Annotated in this window: 15 protein-coding genes; 2 read left to right on the top strand and 13 right to left on the bottom strand. The window is 62.2% G+C overall.

Annotated elements, in window-relative coordinates; genetic code table 11:
- Positions 1–96 precede the first annotated feature (96 nt).
- The 11 genes from ACQY7R_RS25175 to ACQY7R_RS25125 all read right to left on the bottom strand — a co-directional run bounded on the left by ACQY7R_RS25175 (position 97) and on the right by ACQY7R_RS25125 (position 11,206).
- On the bottom strand, positions 97–1,602 hold the full coding sequence (locus ACQY7R_RS25175) for an MraY family glycosyltransferase (RefSeq protein WP_428308304.1): 1,506 nt from the start codon (positions 1,600–1,602) through the stop codon (positions 97–99).
- A gap of 33 nt (positions 1,603–1,635) precedes the next feature.
- A complete protein-coding gene (locus ACQY7R_RS25170) occupies positions 1,636–1,932 on the bottom strand; it encodes a hypothetical protein (protein ID WP_428308303.1) in 297 nt (98 codons plus the stop codon).
- A 97-nt stretch (positions 1,933–2,029) separates the two neighbouring features.
- The gene (wecB, locus tag ACQY7R_RS25165; RefSeq protein ID WP_428308302.1) at positions 2,030–3,181 is read right to left on the bottom strand and encodes a non-hydrolyzing UDP-N-acetylglucosamine 2-epimerase; all 1,152 of its coding nucleotides are present in this window, start codon (positions 3,179–3,181) and stop codon (positions 2,030–2,032) included.
- A gap of 199 nt (positions 3,182–3,380) precedes the next feature.
- Complete coding sequence (locus ACQY7R_RS25160) at positions 3,381–4,373, bottom strand: NAD-dependent epimerase/dehydratase family protein (protein WP_428308301.1); 993 nt, start codon at positions 4,371–4,373, stop codon at positions 3,381–3,383.
- A gap of 210 nt (positions 4,374–4,583) precedes the next feature.
- Entirely contained in the window at positions 4,584–5,441 is an 858-nt protein-coding gene (locus ACQY7R_RS25155; protein ID WP_428308300.1) for a polysaccharide deacetylase family protein, read from the bottom strand.
- 13 nt (positions 5,442–5,454) lie between these two features.
- Complete coding sequence (locus tag ACQY7R_RS25150; RefSeq protein WP_428308299.1) at positions 5,455–6,567, bottom strand: GNAT family N-acetyltransferase; 1,113 nt, start codon at positions 6,565–6,567, stop codon at positions 5,455–5,457.
- Positions 6,568–6,666: 99 nt separating this feature from the next.
- Positions 6,667–8,019, bottom strand: coding sequence for a class I adenylate-forming enzyme family protein (locus ACQY7R_RS25145; protein WP_428308298.1), 1,353 nt, complete (start codon positions 8,017–8,019; stop codon positions 6,667–6,669).
- Complete coding sequence (locus tag ACQY7R_RS25140; RefSeq protein WP_152097520.1) at positions 8,019–8,723, bottom strand: SDR family NAD(P)-dependent oxidoreductase; 705 nt, start codon at positions 8,721–8,723, stop codon at positions 8,019–8,021. The genes ACQY7R_RS25145 and ACQY7R_RS25140 overlap by 1 nt, the downstream gene beginning before the upstream one ends.
- The gene (locus ACQY7R_RS25135) at positions 8,720–9,022 is read right to left on the bottom strand and encodes a hypothetical protein (protein WP_152097519.1); all 303 of its coding nucleotides are present in this window, start codon (positions 9,020–9,022) and stop codon (positions 8,720–8,722) included. The genes ACQY7R_RS25140 and ACQY7R_RS25135 overlap by 4 nt, the downstream gene beginning before the upstream one ends.
- 72 nt (positions 9,023–9,094) lie before the next feature.
- On the bottom strand, positions 9,095–10,330 hold the full coding sequence (locus ACQY7R_RS25130) for a glycosyltransferase family 4 protein (protein WP_428308297.1): 1,236 nt from the start codon (positions 10,328–10,330) through the stop codon (positions 9,095–9,097).
- Positions 10,331–10,342: 12 nt separating this feature from the next.
- Positions 10,343–11,206, bottom strand: a complete 864-nt coding sequence (locus ACQY7R_RS25125; protein ID WP_428308296.1) for a sulfotransferase family protein — start codon at positions 11,204–11,206, stop codon at positions 10,343–10,345.
- 666 nt (positions 11,207–11,872) lie between these two features.
- On the opposite strand from ACQY7R_RS25125, the gene ACQY7R_RS25120 reads away from it, so the two are divergent.
- Both ACQY7R_RS25120 and ACQY7R_RS25115 read left to right on the top strand, forming a co-directional pair.
- A complete protein-coding gene (locus ACQY7R_RS25120; RefSeq protein WP_428308295.1) occupies positions 11,873–14,986 on the top strand; it encodes a sulfatase-like hydrolase/transferase in 3,114 nt (1,037 codons plus the stop codon).
- 174 nt (positions 14,987–15,160) lie between these two features.
- A complete protein-coding gene (locus tag ACQY7R_RS25115; protein ID WP_428308294.1) occupies positions 15,161–18,184 on the top strand; it encodes a sulfatase-like hydrolase/transferase in 3,024 nt (1,007 codons plus the stop codon).
- Between the two features lie 92 nt (positions 18,185–18,276).
- Here the strand turns inward: ACQY7R_RS25115 and ACQY7R_RS25110 are convergent, their stop codons facing one another.
- Positions 18,277–19,971 (bottom strand): hypothetical protein, encoded by a 1,695-nt coding sequence (locus tag ACQY7R_RS25110; RefSeq protein WP_428308293.1) that lies wholly within the window; start codon positions 19,969–19,971, stop codon positions 18,277–18,279.
- A 28-nt stretch (positions 19,972–19,999) separates the two neighbouring features.
- Positions 20,000–22,726, bottom strand: coding sequence for a DNA mismatch repair protein MutS (gene mutS / locus ACQY7R_RS25105; protein WP_428308292.1), 2,727 nt, complete (start codon positions 22,724–22,726; stop codon positions 20,000–20,002).
- Positions 22,727–22,831: the final 105 nt, after the last annotated feature.

The raw sequence follows: 22,831 nt of genomic DNA, 5'->3' as shown, positions 1-22,831 counted from the left end.
AAACGCCAAAGCGGCGAAAAGTTACTATACCAGCCAGGGGTGGGAATGCTAATTAGGCGGCCGCGGAGCAAGAACGCCCGACAGCCGGGAAAACGCTCAAGAACCGACCGGCGTCGACGAAACCTCTTCGATTTCCGCGGCGGGAACAGGAGCGATTTGGGGAGGCAGAGACTGCGTCGACGCCAGTGAAGCGATTTCCACTTCCACCGTCTCAAGCATGTCCATCACGCGGCCGATCACGTCGCAGACCAGCGCTCCGTCGGTCCGTTCGCCGCAGATCGAAATCCGGCCGACAACGTGCTGATTGACGAACAACGGCACTTCGGTTCGCCATTGCTCCCGCCGCTCGCAACTGCTGCGTCGCTTCCACGAGGCGTGATACGCCTCTTGAATGGACGCCAAGTTGAGGTCGATGCGAACTTCGACAAGATGCGATTTCTCGGCATATTCAATCAGCGACTGCCACAGCATGTCCCACTCGCGCGTCCCCTGCAGTCGCACCGACGAGTGCCAGGCGCCGCTGCCGTTGGAAGGCTTGATGAAAGACATGCCGACCGACTTCACGCGGTTGGCGAGCATCATGAATTCAACATGGCCGAAAATCTGCGTCGCCACCAGAATGCAAATTACGAGCAGCACCGACCCGATCGCCAGCAGGTCGCTCTTCATGAACATACTGAGCAACGCGCCCCCGCACGTCACCGCACAGCAGACGGCGACCACCGCCAACACGCGGGTGTTCTTGCCGAAGCGGGCCATCAGCCGATGGTGCAAATGGCCGCGGTCGGTGGCGTAGATGCTGCGGCCCGTCAGCTTCCGTCGCAGAATCGCGACGAACGAATCGAACATCGGCAACGACCAAATCGCCAGCGGAGCCGCCATCGCAACGGTAGCTGGGCCCTTCAGCGAAGCGCCAATTGCCAGCGAACCGACGACGAGCCCGATCAGCATGCTCCCGGCGTCGCCGAGAAAGATGCTCGCTGGGGGAAAGTTAAAGCGCAGGAATCCCAGCAGCGAGCCCGCGAAGACGGCCGCCACGACCGCGACGGCCGTTTGCTCGAAGTAGAGCGCCATCACCGTGATCGCCGAGCAGAGGATGATGCCGATTGTCGTCGCCAAGCCGTCGATGCCATCGAGCAGATTCAGCGAGTTGATGGCGCCGACCAACCAGAAGAGCGTAAACGGAATGGAGAGGTACCCCAAGTCAATACGTTCGCCGAACAGCGAAAACGATTTGATTTCCAGCCCTGATCCAATGACGATCAGCGCGGCGACAATCTGTCCGACCAGCTTGTACCGACCCTTCATGCCGAAGCGATCGTCGTAGAGGCCCAGCAATACGATCCAACCGCATGCCAGCAGCAACCCCGAAAGAAAAGGCGCCTTGGTATGAAGCGACGCTTGAAGATCCTGCGATGAGAAAAACTCGACCGCGAACGTCACCACGGCAGCCAGGAAGACGGCGAAACCACCGCCGAGCGAGACTGCCTGCTTGTGGCTTTTGTGATGCCCGTCCGGCCGGTCGACGAAGCCCCACCGCTGAGCCAACGACGCCACGAAATGCGTCAGCGGGTAGCTAACGATCGCAGCAATGCAGCTCATGGTTAGTACGTACTGCATCCGGTACGGGCTCCTCTAGTTGCACATCAACGGCGTCGGGTCGTAGCAGTCGTGCAGGCAGCTGGCGATGCGGCCATGGCGGCCTTCGCTCGCTGTCCACAACGCGAAGAGGCCGTCGAAGCAATCGGCGGACCAAGCCTGGCAGGCGGACCGCTTGCGGCGTCTTTGGGCCCTGGCCGATTGGCGACTTGCGGCTTCGCAATTGCCGGCCAGATAAGACGTTGCGATCATTCGCCCGGCTAAGATGTTCTCGCGTTCGACCCTGTTGTCATCGTTACCAATCGCCGCCGACATGTCAAATGAATGGAACATCTCGGCCCGCGATGTTGCGATCTTACAACGCCCGCGGCGACCCGGTTGTAACGGTTGGGAGAGCCGGGCGAACAGCCGCTGGCACGCCCGCCCGCGGTCACTTGGCGGCAGCCGAAAAGTGCTGGCGAATCGCCGCGACAATCCGCCCCGCGGCCTCCCCGTCGCCGTAGGGATTCGCCACGCGGGCCATCGCCGCGTAGGCCGCCTCGTCGTCGAGCAGCCGTAGCGTCTCAGCCACGATCCGGTCAGCGTGGGGACCCACCAGACGCACCGCCCCCGCCGCCACCCCCTCGGGCCGCTCGGTCGACTCCCGCATCACCAGCACCGGCTTGCCGAGCGACGGGGCCTCCTCCTGAACGCCGCCCGAGTCGGTAAGGAGCAGCCGGCACGCCGTCGCCAGGGCGACGAACTGGGCGTATGGCTGTGGCGGAATCAGCCGCACATTCGGCAGATTCCCTAGTCGCGCGTGAACCACCTCTTTCACCTGCGGATTGAGATGCACGGGGTAGACGATCAGCACATCGGGCCGCCGTGTTGCCAGTTCGGCGAGGGCCGCGCAGATCGACTCGAAACCTGAACCAAAGTTCTCCCGCCGGTGCCCGGTCACCAGGATAAACGGCCGTTCGTTCCAATCGTCGCCAATCACTTCTTCAAACTGGCTGTGGAGCGCTCCCCGCACGCCTGCATCTTGCTGCCGGCGAACTTCCGCCAGCAGTGCATCGATTACCGTGTTGCCGGTGACGAAGATTGAGTCGTCGGAAATCCGCTCCGCCAACAGCGCCTGCCGCGAGGTCTCCGTCGGGGCGAAATGGAGCGCCACAAGCGGGCTCGTCAGCCGCCGGTTGGCCTCTTCCGGAAACGGCGAATCGATCGTCCCCGTTCGCAGTCCCGCTTCGACATGCCCGATCGGAATCCGGCGGTAGAAACTCGCGAGCGCCGCACACAGCACCGTCGTCGTGTCGCCCTGGACGAGCACCATTTCCGGCTGCGCGGCGGCGAGGGCTTGATCGATTCGATCGACCAATCGAGAGGTCAGCCCAGCGAGCGTTTGGCTCGGCTCCATCGCCGCGAGATCGGCGTCGACTTTGATGCCGAACAGCTCCACCACTTGCGCGATCATCTCGCGATGCTGGCCGGCGTTGATGACGTATGGCTCCAGCAACGGCTCGTCGCGCAACGCCGCAATGACGGGGGCCATTTTGATCGCTTCAGGCCGCGTGCCGATGAGAACCGCAATGCGATGAGCCATTGTTCCGCCAACCAATTTCAAAACGTGCCAGTATCCCCAGCCCCGGGCTCCGCCCGGGGGTCGCTCACCATTCCGCGACGCGTCGTCCCGCGTGACGCCACCCCCGGGCGGAGCCCGGGGCTAGAAAGTCAAAAACAAAAAAAGGGAGGCGGCAAATTCGCCGCCTCCCTGGTAGCTGCTCAATCTTTCGCGTCGGCCGTTACTTCGAGGCCGTCGCGGCGTACTTTGCCTGGTATTCGCCCAGAATCCAATCGTAAGTCTTCGCCATCCCTTCACGCAGCTTAATGCCCGGGGCCCAGCCCAAATACTGCATGATCTTCGTGTTGTCGCTGTTGCGGCCGTTCACGCCCTTGGGGGCGCTCAGGTTGTGGGTCCGCTTCAGCTTCACGCCGGCGATGTCTTCGACCAAATCGCTCAGACCGTTAATCGTCACGATCTCGTCCGAGCCGAGATTGATTGGTTCGAGGATGTCGCTGTCCATGATGGCCAGGATCCCCTTCACGCAATCGTCGATGTACATGAAGCTGCGAGTCTGCTTGCCGTCGCCCCAGATTTCGATCTCGGTCGCTCCGGTTTCCTTCGCGTGAATCACCTTGCGGCAGACAGCAGCCGGAGCCTTCTCGCGGCCACCTTCCCAGGTGCCGTACGGGCCGTACACATTGTGGAACCGGGCGACCCGCGTCCGCAGACCGTAATCTTCGCGGAAGTGGCGGCACATCCGCTCGGAGAACAACTTCTCCCAGCCGTAGCCGTCTTCCGGCATCGCGGGGTAGGCGTCTTCTTCCTTGAGCGGAATAACGTCTTCGTTGACCTGCTTCTCGGCGTTGTACACGCACGCGCTGCTCGCGTAGAAGAAGCGCTTCACGCCTTCCTTCTGCGCGGCCTGCAGCAGGTGGGTGTTGATCAACACCGACAGCATGCAGAGCGCCTTGTTATTTTCGATGAACCCCATCCCGCCCATGTCGGCGGCGAGGTTGTAGACGTCGTCAACCCCGTGACAGGCAACGTCGCACGCGTGGCGATCCTTCAGATCGGCCACCACGTTCTCGGCTTCGTCGAACACCTGGTACCACTCGTCCATCGGCTTCACGTCGACGCAGCGCACGTCGAAGCCATCTTTCAGCAAACGCGCCGTCAGGTGACCGCCAATGAAACCGCCGCCGCCGGCGACGAGGACTTTCTTCTTGCTCATGTCGTTAAACTTCCGACTTCGTGAAAAGGCCGTGTGGAACGGACGTAACTAGCGTCTCCGCTAGGGATTATATCCCCGTGAGCCTTGAGTCTAGTTGCCTCCCTGGGGAAGGTAAATGGATTGGCGAAGCAGCGCCGCCGGGCCATCCGCCGACAGGCCGAGAAAACTAGTTTCTCCGGCATAATCGTTAAGACCGGATGAACGACGCGCTCACTGGACAATGCCCGCCACCTCGGCGCAGGTGGTAAACCGATAGCGCTCGAGCAGCATCTTAAACTTCGCCGCAGTGGATCCGAGCCCGACGTAGCACTTGAACTTCCGGTGCGGCGGCATCGGCACCCGCGGGCAATCCGCCGCGAAGTCGCGCGGATGGAGGTAAGCCACCGCCGGGATGCCCTGAGCGTTAAGCTGGTCGAACCCGCGACGGATCAACCAAGGCGGCAGCAGCCGCAAATACCCTCCGCCGGAAAATGCGATCCGCCGCCCCAGCAGCGTCATCATGCTCATCGGCAGTTCCGGCATCGGTCGACCCGACGGGGCGCCGGTAAAGTCGTGCCGCTCCATCGGGCAGGGATACCCGCCGCCGCCATGCACGCCCGGGAACAGGCTGGCGTCGTACTTTAGCCCCAGGTCGAGCAGCACGTCGAAGACCCACTCGCTCCCCGGGATGATCGAAAACGTCGGCGCGCGAAACCCGAGCAGTTTCTGCCCGCCCGCATTTTCGATCGCATCGATCGAGCGCCGCAAATCTTCGCGCAGTTCTTCCGGCGTCAGCGTGAAGCATTGCCGGTGCCAGTACGAGTGGGTGCCCAGCTCATGCCCCGCATCAGCAATCCGCCGCACGAGCGCCGGGTGCCGATCGGCAATCCATCCCAACGTGAAAAACGTCGCCCGCACATTGGCATCGGCGAGCGTCTGCAAAATTTGATCGGTGTAGCGTTCGACCAGCGACGGAAACGTCGGCCACAGCTCGGGCTTATCGACCGCGTCGATCCCGACCATGTGGAACCAATCTTCGATGTCGAACGACAGGGCGTTGACGACCGGCGACGCAGCGGCGCTCTTCATCTCACGTCACCTCTCAAAATGCGTCGTGGTCGCGGAAGGAAAACGCCCAACGATCCCAATCGCCGAAGCGCGCCTCGGCGGTCGCCAGCTTCTTCGGCCAGACGAGGAACTCGTAGTTCTCGGGCGACGAACGAAAGCCACGCCGCTTGAGCAACTGCCGATTCGCGTCGCCCAAGCCATCGAGGTAAAGCAGCAGTTCGCCCCCCGCGGCGAGCGTCGCTTTCTCCACGGCCCGTAGCACCGCGGCACCGTCGGCCTCAGCGCCCTCGCGGAACGCAAAATCCATTAGTACGCCGACCTGGATCCCGTCGCCGCGCTCTGCGAACCGGTAGATCGCCGCCGCCTGCAGCGTGTCCCCCCGCCATGCGGTCGCCAAGCGGTAGCTTCCGCCTTCGCGCGTCTGACCGTACCGCTGCTGCAGCAGTTCGGCCGACCAGAGCTGTGCGATCCGCCCCGCCGAGCGCTCGCCGATCAGCGCCGCCACGGCCTCTAGTTGCTCCACCGGCCGCTGTTCGATCGACCCGTCGTCGATACGCGTCCCCGCTACAGGCCGCGCCGCGGTTAGCGCCAGCACGGCTCCGAACGCCGCATCCACCGGCCCCGCGAGCGGCCGCGCCCACCCGATCCGCTTGTACTTGCAAATGAACCGCGCCGGCCGCAACGGCCGCACCAGCACCTCCATGGCGCCCACCTTCGCGAAGCCCAACCCGAGGTGAGCCTTTGTCAGCTGCGGCAGCCGCACGGGTGCGTACAGCATCTCGATCCCGAGCGACTTCAGCGACGTGAGCATCGTCATCGGCAACCGCGGATAAAGCATCTGGTCGCGATAGTCGGGGTCGACGTAAAGGTTCGCCCAATAGGCGACTCGTTCCGTCCCGCCGTTCACCGACAGCGTTCGCAGAAACATCGACGTCAGCCCAACCGGCTTGTCGCCGACAAACGCCCCCCACGCCATGCAGCGCTGCGGATCGAGCCCATGCAGAAACCACGCCGTCGAACGTTCGTCCCACGCATGGCCGTCACGCTTGGCGAGCATCGCCCGCACGTGGCCAATGTCCTCAGGCCCGAGCGGCCGAATCTTGGCGACGCCAGCGGCGACAGACGGGGCAGGGGAGGGCGACGACATGACGACCGTTGGCAATAGAAATTTGGAACCGCAGATAAACGCAGATAAACGCCAATGAATTAATCTGCGTTCATCCGCGTTTATCGGCGGTTCCGTCTTTTACTGATCATTCCGCTGTTTTTTGAACCGCTCGCTCACCCGCGCCGACGCGTCGCTCAGCCGGATCTTCACCGGAACCTTATACGACGGCAATTTCGAGAAGCAATGCTGCCGAATCCGCTTGATGACGCTCGGCAACGGCTCGTCCTGGTGGAGCGTCACCTCGGCGACGACGATGCTCCCCGTGAGCGGATTCGCTTCCTTCGTCACCGTAGCGTCGGCAATATTCTCGACTTCCAAAATGACGGTCTCGACCTCGGCCGGATAAACCTTCTCGCCGCCGACGTTGATGATGTCCGACTTGCGGCCCTTAAACCGCAGCCACTCGCCGTCGACTTCCACCTCGTCCTGCGTGTTGAACCACCCCTCGGCGTCGAACGGCGACGGGGCGTTCAAATAGCCGAGCATCGACGACTTCGCCTTGATGTGCAGGATGTTGTCGACCACACGCGTTTGGTAATCCTCGCCGCCGACGCGAATCCAGGTCGAGGCATTGTCTCGCGACTGGGTCCGCATGATTCCCAGTTCCGTCATCCCGTACGACTGCCGGAACGTCACCCCCGGAAACGCGGCATTCAGCCGCTCCAGCGTCGCCGCCGGCATCACTTCGGTGGCGTAGTTGATGATCTTTAGACTCGAGAGGTCGTGCTTGGCGTACTCGCCGCTCACCAACAGCAAGTTGAGGAACGTCGGCGACGCCGGCAGCACCTCGGCCCGATACTTCTCCACCGCCCGGCAAACGGTCGCCGCGTCGCGCGATGGCAGCGTGATGATGCAGCCATGATTGGCCAGGCCGTACATCATCGTGTTGAACCCGCCGATATGGTCGAACAGCAGGAACGTGATCATCCGCTGAGTGTGGCGGGATAGCTTGAACTTGTTCAGCAGGAAGTCGAGGCTGTGGACCGCCCCCTTCGGCTCGCCGGTCGAACCGGAGCTGAAGAGAATCAACCCCGGGCTTTGCGTTTCGTGCAGCTTTTGAAACAGCTCGTGCGGCGGTTCCGTTACAGGCGTCGAAACGCAGCCGTAGGTGTCGTCGGCGTTGACGCTCAGCCGGTGGCTCACCTGAGCCAGACGGCAATACTTGTCGCGATCAGCCGTCACATGCCGAGCGATCGGCACGATGACGTTGCGATTCTGCATGGCCGCCAGCAGCAACGCGATCGCATTGGGCGAGAAATCGGCGTCGAGCATCACGGCCTGGCCCGGCCGCACGTCGTTCGCCCGTAGAAATTCCTCGGCCCGCTCAACGCGCTCCAGCAGTTCGCCGTAGCGCGTGATCTGGTCGTGCCAAACGATCGCCTCGTCGTCGGCATGTTCCCGAAATCGGTCCAGCAGCCACGTGAGCGGCATCACGGACCTCCGAGATAGATCACCTGCCCGGTGACGAACGTGTTTTCCGGATCGAGCAGGAAGTCGACCACCCGCAGCACGTCTTCGAACTCGCCGTACCGCTTGATCGACTGCCGGTTGATCAAACGCGTCATCTTCTCGACCGGCACGCCGGCGATCAGGTCGGTTTTCACCGGGTTCGGCGACACCGAATTGGCGGTGATCCCATGCTCGCCCATCTCGCGGGCTAGCACCTTCGTGTAGGCCTCGACGGCCGACTTCGACGCTGTGTAGACCGCTTCGCCTTCCAGCGAATACGGCACCGCGACGCTGCCGAAGTTGATGATCCGGCCCGTCTTGTGCCGTAGCATCAGCTTCGCCGCTTCGCGGCTGCAAAGCATCGTACCGAAGACGTTCACCGCGAACAGCTTCTTCATCGTTTCGAACGGCGTCGTCAGCACGTGGTTCATCGACGCCGTGCCGGCGTTGTTCAGCACCGCGTACAACGGCTTGCCGCTCTTGCGGACGCCGCCGAACAGATGGACGACGCCTTTCTCATCGGCGACGTCGATTTCGAAATGCTGGTAGCGTTCGTGCTGCACCTCGCTCGGGCCGCGACTGCAGCCGAAGACATGCCAGCCCCGTTCGAGCATGACGTTGGTGAGCCCCAAGCCGATGCCGCGGCTGGAACCGGTGATGACGATCGCGGAATCTTGCGGCTTCATGCGGCGGCCTCTTCATCGAGCAACTCGACGCCGTAGTCGGCCATCGCGCCGAGCGTCCGGAACGGGCTCCGATTCATCGACATCGCCTTCTCGCTGGCGAGCACCACCTCGGCGTTGAACGTTTCGTTCAACTTGCACTCGAACCCGGTGATGATCATCACTAGGCCGAGCGAATCGACCGGCGAGTCGGGGCCGATGAGCGGCGTCTCGTCCTTCAGGTCGTATTCGCCGCCAGTCTGCTCGCCATACTCCGCGACGCACTCGCGCAGCAGCTGCATTACCTGATCCCGTTTGCTCATAAACTCGCTCGCTATCTTTCCTCGAAAGGAGTACTTCTCAAATTTGGCTCAACGTATGTCTCAACGCATGGCTCACCCGGCGACGCCGCTCACGACGACGTCGCAGAACCGGTTACAGAGTTGGGTCTTGCTCAGATCCTGGGTGATCGCGGCTCGCGCTCGCTCGCCCATTGCTTGAAGCTCGGCCGTCGGCAGACCCGCAATTCGCCGCATTTCCTGGGCTGCTTGGTCCGGATCATGGGGCGAAATACGCCACCCCATCATATATCGCTCAATCAGGTCTGTCACATGCGACGGATCGGGCCCGGCAAACAGCACCGGACGCCCTACTGCCATCGCCCCGTAGACTTTACAGGGGTGAAAACAGCCGATGCCGCCGTCTTCCATCGTCACCAGATGGACGTCGGCCGCCGAAAGCGAATACCGCAGCTGGTCGATCGGCTGGTACGGCAGCAGCATCACGTTCTTCGGCTTCCGTTCGGCGATCTCGCGTTCGACTTCCGCCCGCCGCACCCCGCCGCCGATGAACAGCAGCATCACGTTGGGCATATCCTCCAGCTGTCGCGCCGCTTGCAGCAGCACGTCGATCGGGTGCCCAATCCCCATGTTGCCGCTGTACATAAAGACGAACTTGTCCGTCAGCCCATGCTGCGTGCGAAAAGGGTTGTCAGCGTGCGCGACCGGATCGACGTGATCTTCGTGCGGCCACGGCGGCATCACGTGGACGTTCTTGTCGACGCCGTAGGTCTTGGCGATCCGCTCTTCCATGAACCGGTCGAGCGCGACGATCCCCTGCGACTTCTGCAGCGTCCGGCGGTAAACCCCACGCAGCAGCCGCGTAGTGATCGCGTTCGGCTTGGCGAGCCCCGCCTCGATCATCTGATCGACGCTCAGGTCCATCACCCAGAACTTCACCGGCACGCGGCGGAAGAAGCGAATCCACAGCGCCGCAGCGCCTGCCATCGGCGGGCTGGTGCTGACCAGAATCGTCGAAAGCCCGCCGGTGAACAGCCCGCGCATGGCCACCTGTGCTACGAACAGAATCTGCCCCAGTAGCCGCAGCGCCAGCGTACTTTTTCCAAAGCTCGAGAGCGGCAGCCGGCGAATCTCGACCCCGTCGCGCGTCTCCCGCGGCAGGTACTTTTGCGACGAATCGGTGTAACCGCGGGCCGAGGTGTACACGATCACCCGCCAGCCGCGGTGAACCATTTCGACGGCCGCGTCATGCATGTGCTGCCCCACCGACGTCGGGTCGGGAGGGTAGACCTGCGAAATCAACAGCAATGTTTGAGGCGTTTTTGAAGGCATATTTCAACGACTTCAGTCACTGTAGCCGAGCCACTTGCGGGTCGACTCGGTCCACTTGTTAATGAGTTCCAAATCTTCAGGCTGGGCGACGCTGCGCCGATGGGCCGTCTGTTGCGAATCGAAATCCCGCGCAAACGCCGCTTCAACTTCCGGCGATGGATCGAGTTGGCAGAACGCGAGCATCTCCCGCAGCTTGTCGAGCGACATTTCCTCCAACCGCACCTCCAGGTAGCGGTCGGCCGGCAGCTCGCGGCCGTAATGGCAGGCCGCCTCGACGCACGTCCGCCACTGCAGGGCGCAAACTTCAATCAGTTCCAGCTCCAGCAGCAGCGAATCGATCCCCGGAATGCGGGGTCCCCAAACGGGTCGCCGCACCAATCCAGAAAGCGACTTCGGCGCAACGCGACGAATGAACTCGCGGCCGTAATAGGGCAACTGGCGGAGGCGAATCTCCCGCAGCCGCTCCCACAATTTGCCGCGGTCGACGCCGTGGGCGTGATCTTGCCAGAACCGTCGAATCGCGAGTGACGATTCGATGCCATCGCGAATGATGTGAACGAAAATACAGCCCGGCAGCGCCCGATCGACGAACTCCATCCGCAGCGAATTGCTCGGCGTCTTTTCCAGCAGCCGTTGCTTGCCGTCATTGCGCACGGCCTCCGCGAACTTCGCGCGGATATACCGACAAACTTCCGGGCGGGCGTCGCGGCCGGTGAGCATGTCCCCCTTGGCGTCGTTGCCGTACCGCCAGGTGAGGCGGGGCTCGTCGACGTGCGCCAGCGCAGGGTGCTCGCCGAGCAATCGCCCCAGTAGGGTCGTCCCGGATCGCGGCGCCCCGACGACGATAATCGAGCGATCTAAAGAATCTGCTTCCATCAACCCTGGACCAATGCCTCGACGCCGCATTCATTACCTAAGGAATGGACTCATTCTGGCTATCCGAAGCCAGCGCCGTCTATCACGGGGGCCGTAAATTCGCCGAGATCGAAGGAGGATCTCCCCGAATTTGCCGTTCGCAGTAGATGGGGGGGCGGGATGGCCCGGCGAGGGATGCGAAAGAGTGTCCACCCGGAACTGGCGGGCGGTGGGCATCCAGCGAGGATTTACTGCCTGGCCCGTAGCGTCCTGGATGTCGCCCAGGACATATCGCGGCCTCCGATGCTGGACCGACGAGTCGAACTACAAGTGAATCGATGGCTTTCCATTGGACGCAGAACTGGGGCGGCTCAGTTGCCAAATCCGAAGCCAGTGCAGGCTCCCAATCGAGTGACTTCGTACGCCGAATTTGGCCCTTAAGAATGGTGGCCTTACTGACTCACAACGGTCCACTTGTTCTAGACCGAATTATTGCGCAAATGTAACTCAAACCAGGCTGCGAAAAGCGTTCAATTTCCCCAAAAACCTGTACATTCTCCACAGTTGGTGAATACTCAAGGTCGCTCCTCGCGAGCTAGTGCGAAAAGGGTTATTTGTCAGCAGAAAGTGGCAGGGACGTCGCTTGAGTGCTAAGGATCTCCACTAAGTTCCCTGCCCGACTCATCAATGACAATCTTCTCTGCGGTCCGACTTGCCGTCACGACGTTCGCCCGACCTGCCATTTCGTTGGCAATCCTCAGCGTCTTGGCGTTCAGTTCAATCGAAACAGCCTCCGCTCAGCCCGCCGCGCCGAACATCATCGTGATGATCATGGACGACCTGAGCTGGAACGGCCTGTCGGTCCTCATGGACCCGAACGTCCCGAACTCGAAGAGCGACTTCTATCAGACTCCGCACATCGCGGCGCTCGCCCAGTCAGGCATGCGCTTTAGCAACGGGTACGCCCCCACCTCGATGTGCAGCCCAACACGCGCGGCGTTGCTCACCGGCAAAAGCCCCGGCCAACTCCAGCAAACGGAGTTGAAGGACGCGCAGCCGGGAACCCCGCGCTACATGGGGTCGTTCACCGGCCTGCCGCTGACTCCCCCCACGCCTGAGTTCTTTGATCCCAACGAGCTAACGATGCCCCGCATCGTGAAGCAAGCAAACCCCAATTACACCACGGGGCTGATCGGCAAGTGGCATCTCGACATTCCTGCATCGGTAACGCCCATCGCGTCAGGCTTCGACTACTACAAAGACGTCGGCGTCCCGTCGCAAAACGTCGATCCTTGGGGACTTGAAGCGCTCGCCAACGAGGCGAACATCTTCATGTCGCAGTCGGTCGCAAGCGGCAAGCCGTTCTTGATGGAGTATGCCGCCAAGGCGCCTCACCCGCCTATTTACGCTAAGCCGGAAACTGTCGCGAAGTATGCGGCCCTCCCCAAGGGGGCGGTTCATAGCGACCCCAACTATGCCGCCATGATCGAACATATGGACACCACGGTCGGGATGGTCCTCGACAAAGTCCAGCAGTTGGGAATCGCAGACAACACCTATATCTTGTTTACTTCCGATCACGGGGCGGCCCTCAATCTCAGCTCTGGTTACCCCCTGCGCGGCGGGAAATCGTCGATTCTGGAAGGGGGCGTTCGCGTTCCCTACTTCGCGTCGGGTCCCGGCATCGCTGCGAACACGTTCAGCGACCTTCCCGTCACGACCATGGATATCTTCTCGACGGTCGCTTCCTGGGCCGGCTACACCGGACCGGTCCCGCAAGGGGTCGAGGGCGCCGATCTCAACGTCGTGCTGAAGAACGGCGGCGTCTTGCCGGCTGGCGTCGACCACCTTGAGCGACAGTACAGCCAAGGGGGCGAAATCTACGTTCACCAACCGCAATACATGGCGGTTGGCACGAGCTCTCGACTCATCCCGGCGTCATTCGTCCGCGACGGAGACTACAAGCTCTATCGTCAGTACGGCGAGAATGGAGCCGCCGATAGGTACTTCCTTTACAACCTCAAGACAGACATCGGCGAAGCCGTCAACATTGCGAACCAAAACCCGACGATCGTCGCCGACCTGAAAGGAAAGCTCAACACCTACCTAGCGGCGATCGACGCTTCGTTCGCTTACGACGTCAAGACGAACATCAACCTCACTTGGAACGCCGAGACGCCGGGAGTCGATACCACCCTCTGGCGCTCGTTGGAAAACGTCGACTATAAGGCTCGCGAAAGCTGGACGATCAATGCGGGAGGCGAGGCGCCGACCCGCGCGGCCGCGGAACGCTACCAAGCCAACCTATCGAAAGCGGCGTTCAACTTCGACGGCGGCGATGGCATGAACACTCGCTTCTTCCACGTGAGCGACCCCACTGCTCGCACCACGACGCTTAACCCTGGCACCAACGACTTCGACCGCTCCATGTCGGCCCAAGTCTGGTTCCGCGTCGACGACATGCAGGGCAGCGGCATCCTGATGGAATCGGGCGACGGGACCAATGGCATGTCGCTCACGCTCGGCAACGCCGATGGCGTCGGCGGCAGCAACGATCTACGTTTCCGCGTACTCGGCGCCAACGGCGAAGCCCTGACGCTCGACGTCCCGATCGACCGCTTCGCCGATCCGACGAAAGACTTCATTCAGGCCACGGCCGTCTACAACGACAGCAATACCGACCGCTACCTGCAGCTGTACATCAACGGTGCGCTTGCCGGGCAAATCAACGGCCAACTCGGCGAAGCACACAGCCTCCAGTGGGACGGTTACGACCGCGCCGGCCTTGGGAACGTCGGCGGAGAGGGCCTCGGCGCTGCCGGCGGCACTGGCGTCCAGCCATTTACCGGCGGTTTCCGCGGTGAAATGGCGAGCGCTAAATTCACCAACTACGCTCTCACTCCGACCAGCGTCCTTGCCAACTACAATTCCGCGTTGGCGCCCACAATGTTTGGCATCAAAAGCTTCGCCGGCGGCGCCACCACCGCGACCCAACGCCCCAGCAGCGTTGCCAAGAATGCCTCCGAGGCGGCAACCGTGCGGATCTATCACGAGCGCAGCGACCGTCTCGACGCGAGCCTCACGCTCGACGCCGGCCTAAGCGCCAACGTCCTCCTGCGGAACGGCACGCCAGGAACGCCAGCCCAACTGGCGGCAGGGACCTTGGTGAGCAGCTATCTATTCCAACTTGATCCCGTCGGAACCTCTGGAAGCTCCATCAACACGACCGGCACCGTCAACTTCAACCAAATCATCCTCGGCATTTTGTTCGACGACGCCTCGCTCGCTGGTACCGACAAGATTCTTGGCTCGATCGGCGACTACGGCGTCGCCAGCGATCGCGGCCTGACCTTCACCGGCTCGGGCGCTACGGGCGACTTCATCAGGATTTCCGCCGATCGGATGTCGATCACCTACCGCCTAACCGCGGCCGGCGATCAAATGCAGCAATTCCGCATCATTACCGGCTTCACTGGTCCCGGCGACTTCAACGGCGACGGCATCGTCAACAGCGCCGATCTCTCCGTGTGGAAGACGGCCTTCGGCACTTCGGCCGCCGGCGATGCGAACGGCGACGGCGTCACCGACGGGGCCGACTTTATGATCTGGCAACGTAATAACGGAACCGGCGTCGCCTACGGCTCCACGGTCGCTACTAGTGTCGCCGCAACGCCCGCCGTCACGGCGAGCGTTTCAGCAGTGCCCGAGCCATCGTCGCTGGCGATGGTCGCGATCGGATTGGCAACCACGGCGGTGGGAGTCGCCCGCAAACGTGGCTCCTGCAGCGAGAAAGCCGCCTAGCGTCGGCTTCGCAGCACGTCCCCGCTGGGGACGCGCGTGAAAGCTCATCGCCGACGCTGGAGCGAATTGATGCGTTATCGATCCCCATTTAGAGTTAATCTCCCTCGGTCGGACGCTCGTTGCCAGGGTCGGCGACGAATCGACGCCTCTTTCCGCACTTAGCTGAAGATCACCATGAAGCAACGATTGCATCTCTTCTCTGCTCAGATTGTTGCGATTGCTTTCGGGGCGTGGGCCGTTCTTCCGGCTTGCCAGGCGTTCGGCGCCGCGAAGCCGAACATCGTCTTCATTCTGGCGGACGACATCGGCTGGACTCAAACGTCGGTGCAAATCGATCCGACGCAACCTCTCTCAAAGAGTGATTATCACGAAACGCCGAATCTCGAACGCCTTGCAACGCAGGGAATGAGGTTCACCAGCGCCTACAGCGGCGGCCCCATGTGCTCGCCGGGGCGCATCGCCATTCTCACCGGCAAAAGCCCCGCGCAAACGCATCTCACGGACATCGTCGACTCGGCGATTACTCCAACCGCTCTCAATGAGGGGCACAGCATCGCCAGCGTCCTGCCGATGTACAAGCTGGACGAAAACAGAACCGTGGCGCAGTGGATGAAGGAGCAGACCAACTACGGCACCGCCATGCTCCGCAAGGACCACGTCGGCGCCAATCCGCTGGAGTACGGCTTCGACCTCTACGACTTTCACCAATTCGGGTACGAGGTTCCGGGCGAAGACCCTTACAAAAACTTTGCCGTCGCGAAGCACGCCAAGGCGTACATGACGGAGCAGAAAGCGGCCGACAAGCCGTTCATGCTGATGCTGACTCCGAATGCGGCTCACGGGCCATTTGAATCCCGAGCTTCAGTCTTCAGCCACTTTCAGAGTAAGCCCCTCGGCCAGCGTCATCGCTCCGATTTGGTCGCCGCCTCGACCTTCGAGTTGGATGCTTTCGTCGGTTCGATTATGGACCAACTCGATGAGTTGGGCATCGCCGACAACACGTATCTGTTCTTTACTTCCGACAATGGCGGCCAGATGTCCTCAAGGTTCAATGAGCCGCTCATTGGCGGCAAGGGCAATCTGTGGGAAGGGGGCATTCGCGTCCCCTACATCGTAAGAGGGCCCGGCATCAATGCTAATTCCGTTAGTAACGTCCCCATCGTCGGAACGGATTTCTACGCGACGGCATCCGAACTAGCCGGCGTCACCGCTCCGCTCGATCCGATGCTCGAAAGCGCCTCGATCGTCCCCGTCCTGCACAACGGCGGCACTCTCCCCGAAGGCCAACAACTCCAACGCGCTTTCGGGGCGAACGGGGAGCTCTTCTTCCACATGCCTCACTTCTCGGACAATGCGTCGCCGATGTCGGCGGTCCGCGACGGCGACTACAAACTGGTGAAGATCTATGGATACGACGGCAATCCCGACCGCGTCCAACTCTTCAACATCGCCGCCAATCCGACCGAAAGCTTCGATCCGAGCTCGCCGCTGAACCTCGCCACGGCGATGCCGGAGAAAACGGCGAATATGCTCGGCAAGCTCAACACTTGGCTCGACGGCGTTGGGGCCGACATGCCCTACAGCGATTCTGATCCGTTCATGTTCAACTGGTCTGCGGATGATCGCGGCGAGTACCCGACCCAGTGGCGTTCAACGACGCGCCGCCGAGATCTACGCAGCGAATCGTGGGACTACATCCACAACTGGCCCCGCAACCCCGCTACCACGGCCACTCTGGTCGCAACCAACGCGCTGCCGCCGAACCTTTCAGAGCAAGCGTTTAAGTTCGACGGCAACGACTACATGTTCCGCAACTACTTCCGTGTTTCCAACCCGAAGGCTGGAACGGCGTACGACAACGACAACTCCGCGACCGTCACCTTGTGGGTGAAAACCGACTCCCTCAATAACAATCAGCTCATTTTCGAAACCGGCCATTCTGCCGCCGGCATGTCGATCTCGATCGGCGACGCCAACGGCGACGGCTCGTTCAATGAAATCCGCGCCCGCGTCCTCGGCTCTAGCGGCGCCAATCTCACCGCCACGGCTCCGCTCAACATGTTTGACGATCCAACGAAGCGGTTCATGGAAGTGACGGCCGTCATCTCCGACAACCCGGCGGACCGTTACCTCGCCCTTTACATCAATGGCGCACTGTTCAGCAAAGTCGCCGGCACGCCCGGAGCGAACGGAGCCATCAACTGGGACGGCTTGGATGAAGCGAATCTCGGCGGGTCGCGCAACAACGTCTCGACCACCGGAGCTAACGGCGGCAGCGGCGCCTTGCCGTTTCTGGGCGGATTTCGCGGACAAATCGCTGAGATACGATTTGCCAATTATGCGATCGACGCGGCGAACGTCGCCAATATGTACAACGCGAAGTTCGACGGCGCAGGATACCGAATTGGCAGCGTCGCGGGAGGGGCGGCGATCGCCGCCGCTCGCCCGACCGATCTATCGCTCGGCATGACGGAATCGAACTCTCTGCAAGTCGCGCAAGAAACGCGCGGACGCCTCGCTCAGGCGCTCAGCGTCAACGCCGTAATCGATCCGGGCGCGCAAGACTCGCAAAATGGCGGCTTCTCCGGCGGCACCTTGCCTCAAAACACCGAGTACGTCAGCTACCTGCTGAACTTCGATCCCCAAGGAAACGAAGTCGGTACGCTGAAGCAGATCGCGGGATCCGTCACATTCTCTGACGAGATCATCGGCCTCATCACCAACGCCGGTACGCTCGTCCTCTCCGACAAAATCGTCGGCGGCTTTGGCAACTACGGGCAGGCGGCCAATCGCGGCGTCGTCTTCAACCCGACGAACCAGGTCGCAATTTCCGCCGACCATCGCACGATCACGTTCAACCTCAGCGTGGCTGGAGACAATGCCTTGCAGTTCCGCGTGCTGACGGCGCTTAATCTCACGCCCAACGACGCCGACTTCAACAACGACGGCTATGTGAACGACGACGACCTCGTCATCTGGAAGGGCGCCTTCGGAACCGGCGCAGCCGGCGATGCCAATGGCGACGGCGTGACCGACGGGGCCGATTTCCTGGTCTGGCAACGGACTTACGGAACCGTTCCCCCAGTGACAACGGCCGCATCAGCCGTGTCGGCCGCTGTTCCAGAACCCGCTACGGTTTCGCTGTTGGCGATTGCCGCCGTTGCCGGCTGGGCGGTACGCCGTCGGCAGCCCGCGTAGCGAACCGCCCCCCGCACAGCAAATAGCGATCGACGCAATGGCGGCCCCGCTGAAATCGGGGTCGCCACTTTCGTGCGCTACTCGGCGCCTTGCTAGCGGATCTCCACGGTAAGCGAACGCGAGCGCACGCCCGGCGTCCCCGCCTGGATCGCCGTCAGCTTCACCTTGCCGCGTCCCAGCGTCTTCGCCGGGATAGAAACCTCCCCTTCGCCCCCCGCGACGGTCGCTAGCGACTCGCTGTTCTGGAACACCTCGACGTCCCCCTTCTCCGTCGCCGTCACTTTCAGGACAACCGACTCGTCGATCCCCACCGATGGCGTCACGACGCTCAGCAGGACGGAGCCCTTCCCGTTGCGAACCTCGACGACGCCGACCCAGCCTCCCTGTACCGCGATCGGCGTATTGTCGACGGCCACCACCCACAAATCGTGCCAGCCGTCGGCCAGCTTCGTCGTATCGATCGTGAGCGGCTGTCCCGGGTTCGCGATCGCGGTCCGCACCCCGTCGATGATCGCCTCAAACCGGCTTGCCTGACGACTGTCGGAGTAGGCGGCTGTCGGCGTCAGCGTGACGGTCCCTTTCAGCGGCGTCGTCACATCGAACCCAGGCACGCTCACTTTCGGCGTCTTTGCCCAGGGATGGCAGAGCGGGTCGCCAATGATCAATAAGTGGCATGGGGCCGCGACCGACTGGTAGTAAGACTCCGCCAACGAACAGCCGCGGGCGTAATGAACATGGAGCGCCGGCGAAGGAAACTTCGCTGCGATTGCAAACGGCTCCACCACCGTCCCCGACGCCCCTGCGGCGCCGAAGCGGATGAACTCGCTAATCCGCGTCTGCGGGTTCGTCTCTTCGCGAAGCATCATTTGCCCGCCGGCGCTTGTCAGGTTGTCGACCAGCGCGCCCGGCAAAATCGTGCTCCCCGAATCGCGCAGCAGCAGGTTGGGCGTTCCCGTCGTCAGCCCGGCAATGTCGGGCTTCGCGAGCGGCGCCGTTCCCTGATCGACGACCCCTTTCACGCCGAGCGCCGCCAACTCCGTCACCGCGTCGCGATATCCCGCATCGCGAACCTTCGACCGGATATTGTTGTTCGCCATGTAGTAGATCGTGCCGCGGTAGTTGGCGCCGTCTGCCCCTTTCGAGCGTCGCAGCGAAGCGATCACTTCGTCCACCGTATTTCCCTGGCCATGGGTAATGCCGAGCGCCGTCGAGAGGTAGTACTTCAATCCGCCAGGTTCGGGACCGTTCGGGCCCCAACCTTCGCTCGCCGAAAACGCTCGCGACTTCGTTTTGCCGGCAACCGTCGGCGCGTAGTAGAGATTCACATTGCCGAGGAACATTTCTTTGCGATCGGCAAACAAGAATTGATAGAGATACGCCGCCGATGTTAGCGAAGTCACCGGGCGTCCAGTGCGATCGAACTGCGCGTTCGGCCACATCCGTGCGCAGTCGATCAAATAAGGAAAGCCGCTGCTGAACGCAATGCAATCGATCTGCGGCAGGACGCCCCGCTGCTCAAGTTCCGCGAGTGCGGGCTTCATGATCGCATCGCGGAAGAGCACCCCTGACGTGCCCCGATCGCCCCCTTTCCAAGAAATGTAGACGACGTTCGTCGCCGGGATTTGCCGCAGTTCGATGTAGCAGTTCGCGACCGCCAGCGAATTGGGGTCGTTCGAATTGACCAGCAGCGCCACGTTCTGCGGTCCGCCGCCGGCGACGGCAATTGCGCAATTCAAGACCGACGCCGCGACAGCGGCCAGAAGCAGGGTCGCAAGGCGCCGTGACATGACTGTCTTCCGTGAGAGTTCCGGCAGGCTAAGCAGGTCCGTTGGCTTCGGCCAGCAGTTGCTCCTGCCAATGATCGATTAACTTCATCGCATCGCGCGGACTCGTGGCGTCGAGGTCGACCCCGCGGATGAGTTCGAGCAGCGGATGCTCGGCCGCTTCGAACAACGTCATCTGCAATTGGGCTCCCGCGCGACGCTGTCCGCGTTTCACGCTGCTTGCCCCCGCGTGCGAACCGTCGACGCGCGTCAATTCTACGTCCTCGGCCCGACCTTGGCTGGCCGCGACGGAACCCTTTTCCAAACTAGCCAGAATCTGCTCAGCCCGCTGATTCACTTCACGCGGCACGCCGGCCAGCTGCGCGACATGAATGCCGAAGCTCTTCTCCGCGGCGCCCGGAATAATCTGGTGCAGAAACACCACCTGATCCTGCCACTCGCGGACCGCGACGTTGAAGTTCGCCAGTTGCGGCAACTCCTTCGCGAGCTGCGTTAGCTCGTGATAGTGCGTCGCAAACAGCGTCCGGCAACCGATTTGATCGTGCAGATGCTCGACCACCGCCCACGCCAGCGACAGCCCATCGTAAGTGCTCGTGCCGCGGCCGATCTCGTCGAGAATCACCAGACTCCGCGCGGTGGCGGTATTCAGAATCCGCGCCGTCTCGGTCATCTCGACCATGAACGTACTGCGGCCGCGTGCGAGATCGTCGCTAGCGCCGACGCGCGCGAAGATCCGGTCGGCAATACCCACCGTTGCACTCTTGGCCGGCACAAAACTGCCCACCTGCGCCATCAGCTGCAACAGCGCCGTCTGCCGAATGTAGGTACTCTTACCGGCCATGTTGGGGCCGGTGATGAGGAGGATCGAGCATCGAGTCGCGAGTGACGAGTTTTGAGAAGGAGCCTCGTCGACTCCTTGATCTGACTCGCTACTCGCAACTCGGCCCTCGCAACTCGTATCATTCGGCACAAACGTCCCCGCCGCCTCGGTCGCGTCGAGCACCGGATGCCGCCCCGCGATCAACTCCAGCCGTGGTTCCGCCACGATCGTCGGTCGGCAGTAATTACGCGACCGCGCGAGCTCCGCAAGGCCCGCCAGCACGTCGATTTCCGCCAGCGCGTCGGCCGTGGCCAAAATACGCCGCGCCGCCGCCGCGACCGTCTCGCGTAGCTCCACGAACAGGTTGTACTCGATATCCTTCGACCGCTCCTCCGCGGCGAGAACCTTCTCTTCGTGGACCTTCAACTCCGGCGTGACGTACCGTTCGGCGTTCTTCAGCGTCTGCTTGCGGATGAAGTCGGCCGGAATCTTGTCGCGGTGCGCGTGCGTGATTTCGAGGTAGTACCCAAAGACGTTGTTGAACCCGACCTTCATCGACGCGATGCCGGTCCGCTCGATCGCCTCGGCCTGGTAGGCGGCGATCCACTGCTTGCCACCCTTGGAAAGTTCGCGCTGCTCGTCCAGTTCCGCGTGAAAGCCGGACCGCACAAAGCCGCCATCGCGGGCGTTGAGCGGACAATCGTCGGCGAGCGCCGTCTCAAGCTTCTCCCGCACGTCGCCGCACAGGTCGATCCGCCCTTCGAGTTGCGACAGCCGCGCCGACTTCCGTCCCGTCAGCTTCGCCTTCACCACCGGCAAGCAGCGGAGCGTCCGCGCGACAAAGCTGAGATCCCGCGGCGTCGCCCGGCCGGTCGTCACGCGGGCCAGCAATCGTTCGATGTCGTAAATCGAGCGGAGCGCCTCGCGCAGCTCGCCGGTGAACGACGGATCGGCGTGCAGTTCGCCGACCGCATCGAGCCGCGAGTCAATCGCCGCCACGTCCGTCAGCGGCGCCGCCAGCCACTCGCCGAGTAACCGAGCCCCCATCGACGTGGTGGTCCGATCCATTACGCCGAGCAGCGACCCCTCGCGCCGCCCATCGCGGATCGTTTGGCTGATCTCCAAACTCCGTCGCGTCGCTTGATCGATTTCCAGCCGGGTCTCGCGACGGTACGGAATCAGGCGATCGATATGCCCCAGCGACGTCTTCTGCGTCTCGTTGAGGTAATCGAGCACCGCCCCCGCGGCCTGGATCGCCGGGCCATCGTCGTCGGTAAAGCCGAAGCCCTCGAGCGAATGAGCGCCAAAATGCCGCGTCAGCGCGTCGTCGCCTGCCTCGCGGCTGAAGGCCCACGTCGGCCGCCGCGTTACCATCCGCCCTTCGCACCACTCCAGCGGCAACTCGCCCGCATCTTCGCGAACAAGAATCTCCACCGGCGCCACGCGAGCCAACTCGTCGCCCAGCCGCTCAGCGGTCGTCACGGTCGCCTCGAACCGCCCGGTCGACACGTCGACCCACGCCAATCCGCAGGCATCCTTCGTCGGGCTGGCCGCCAGTGCCAGCAGGAAGTTAGCCGTCGACGGTTCCAGCAGCGAATCGTCGGTCACCGTCCCGCGGCTGACGATCCGCGCCACTTCGCGTTTGACGATTCCCTTCGCCTGCTTGGGATCTTCCATCTGTTCGCAGACGGCGGCCCGAAACCCACGCGCGATCAGCTTCGCCAAATACTGGTCCAGCTGATGATGCGGGAATCCGGCCATCGGGATCGGGTTTTCACCCTTGTCGCGGCTGGTCAGCGACAACCCGAGTTCCCGTGCGCAGGTCTTCGCATCCTCGTGGAACAGCTCATAAAAATCCCCCATCCGAAACAGCAAAATCGCATCACCCGCCACCTGCTTGGCGTCGTGATACTGCTGCATCATCGGAGAGAGAGCCATCGTCGTCCTGCTGCGATCTGAATTATCCTCTTCTGCGCCTCTGCGAGAAACTTCTCGTTGCGGAAAGAAAGCTCTCGCAGAGGCGCGGAGACGCAGAGGAAAAAT

Source organism: Lacipirellula sp., assembly GCF_965279485.1.
GTDB lineage: Bacteria > Planctomycetota > Planctomycetia > Pirellulales > Lacipirellulaceae > Lacipirellula.
Note: the sequence above shows the minus strand (reverse complement) of the source record. Positions and strands in the feature narration are given on the sequence as shown.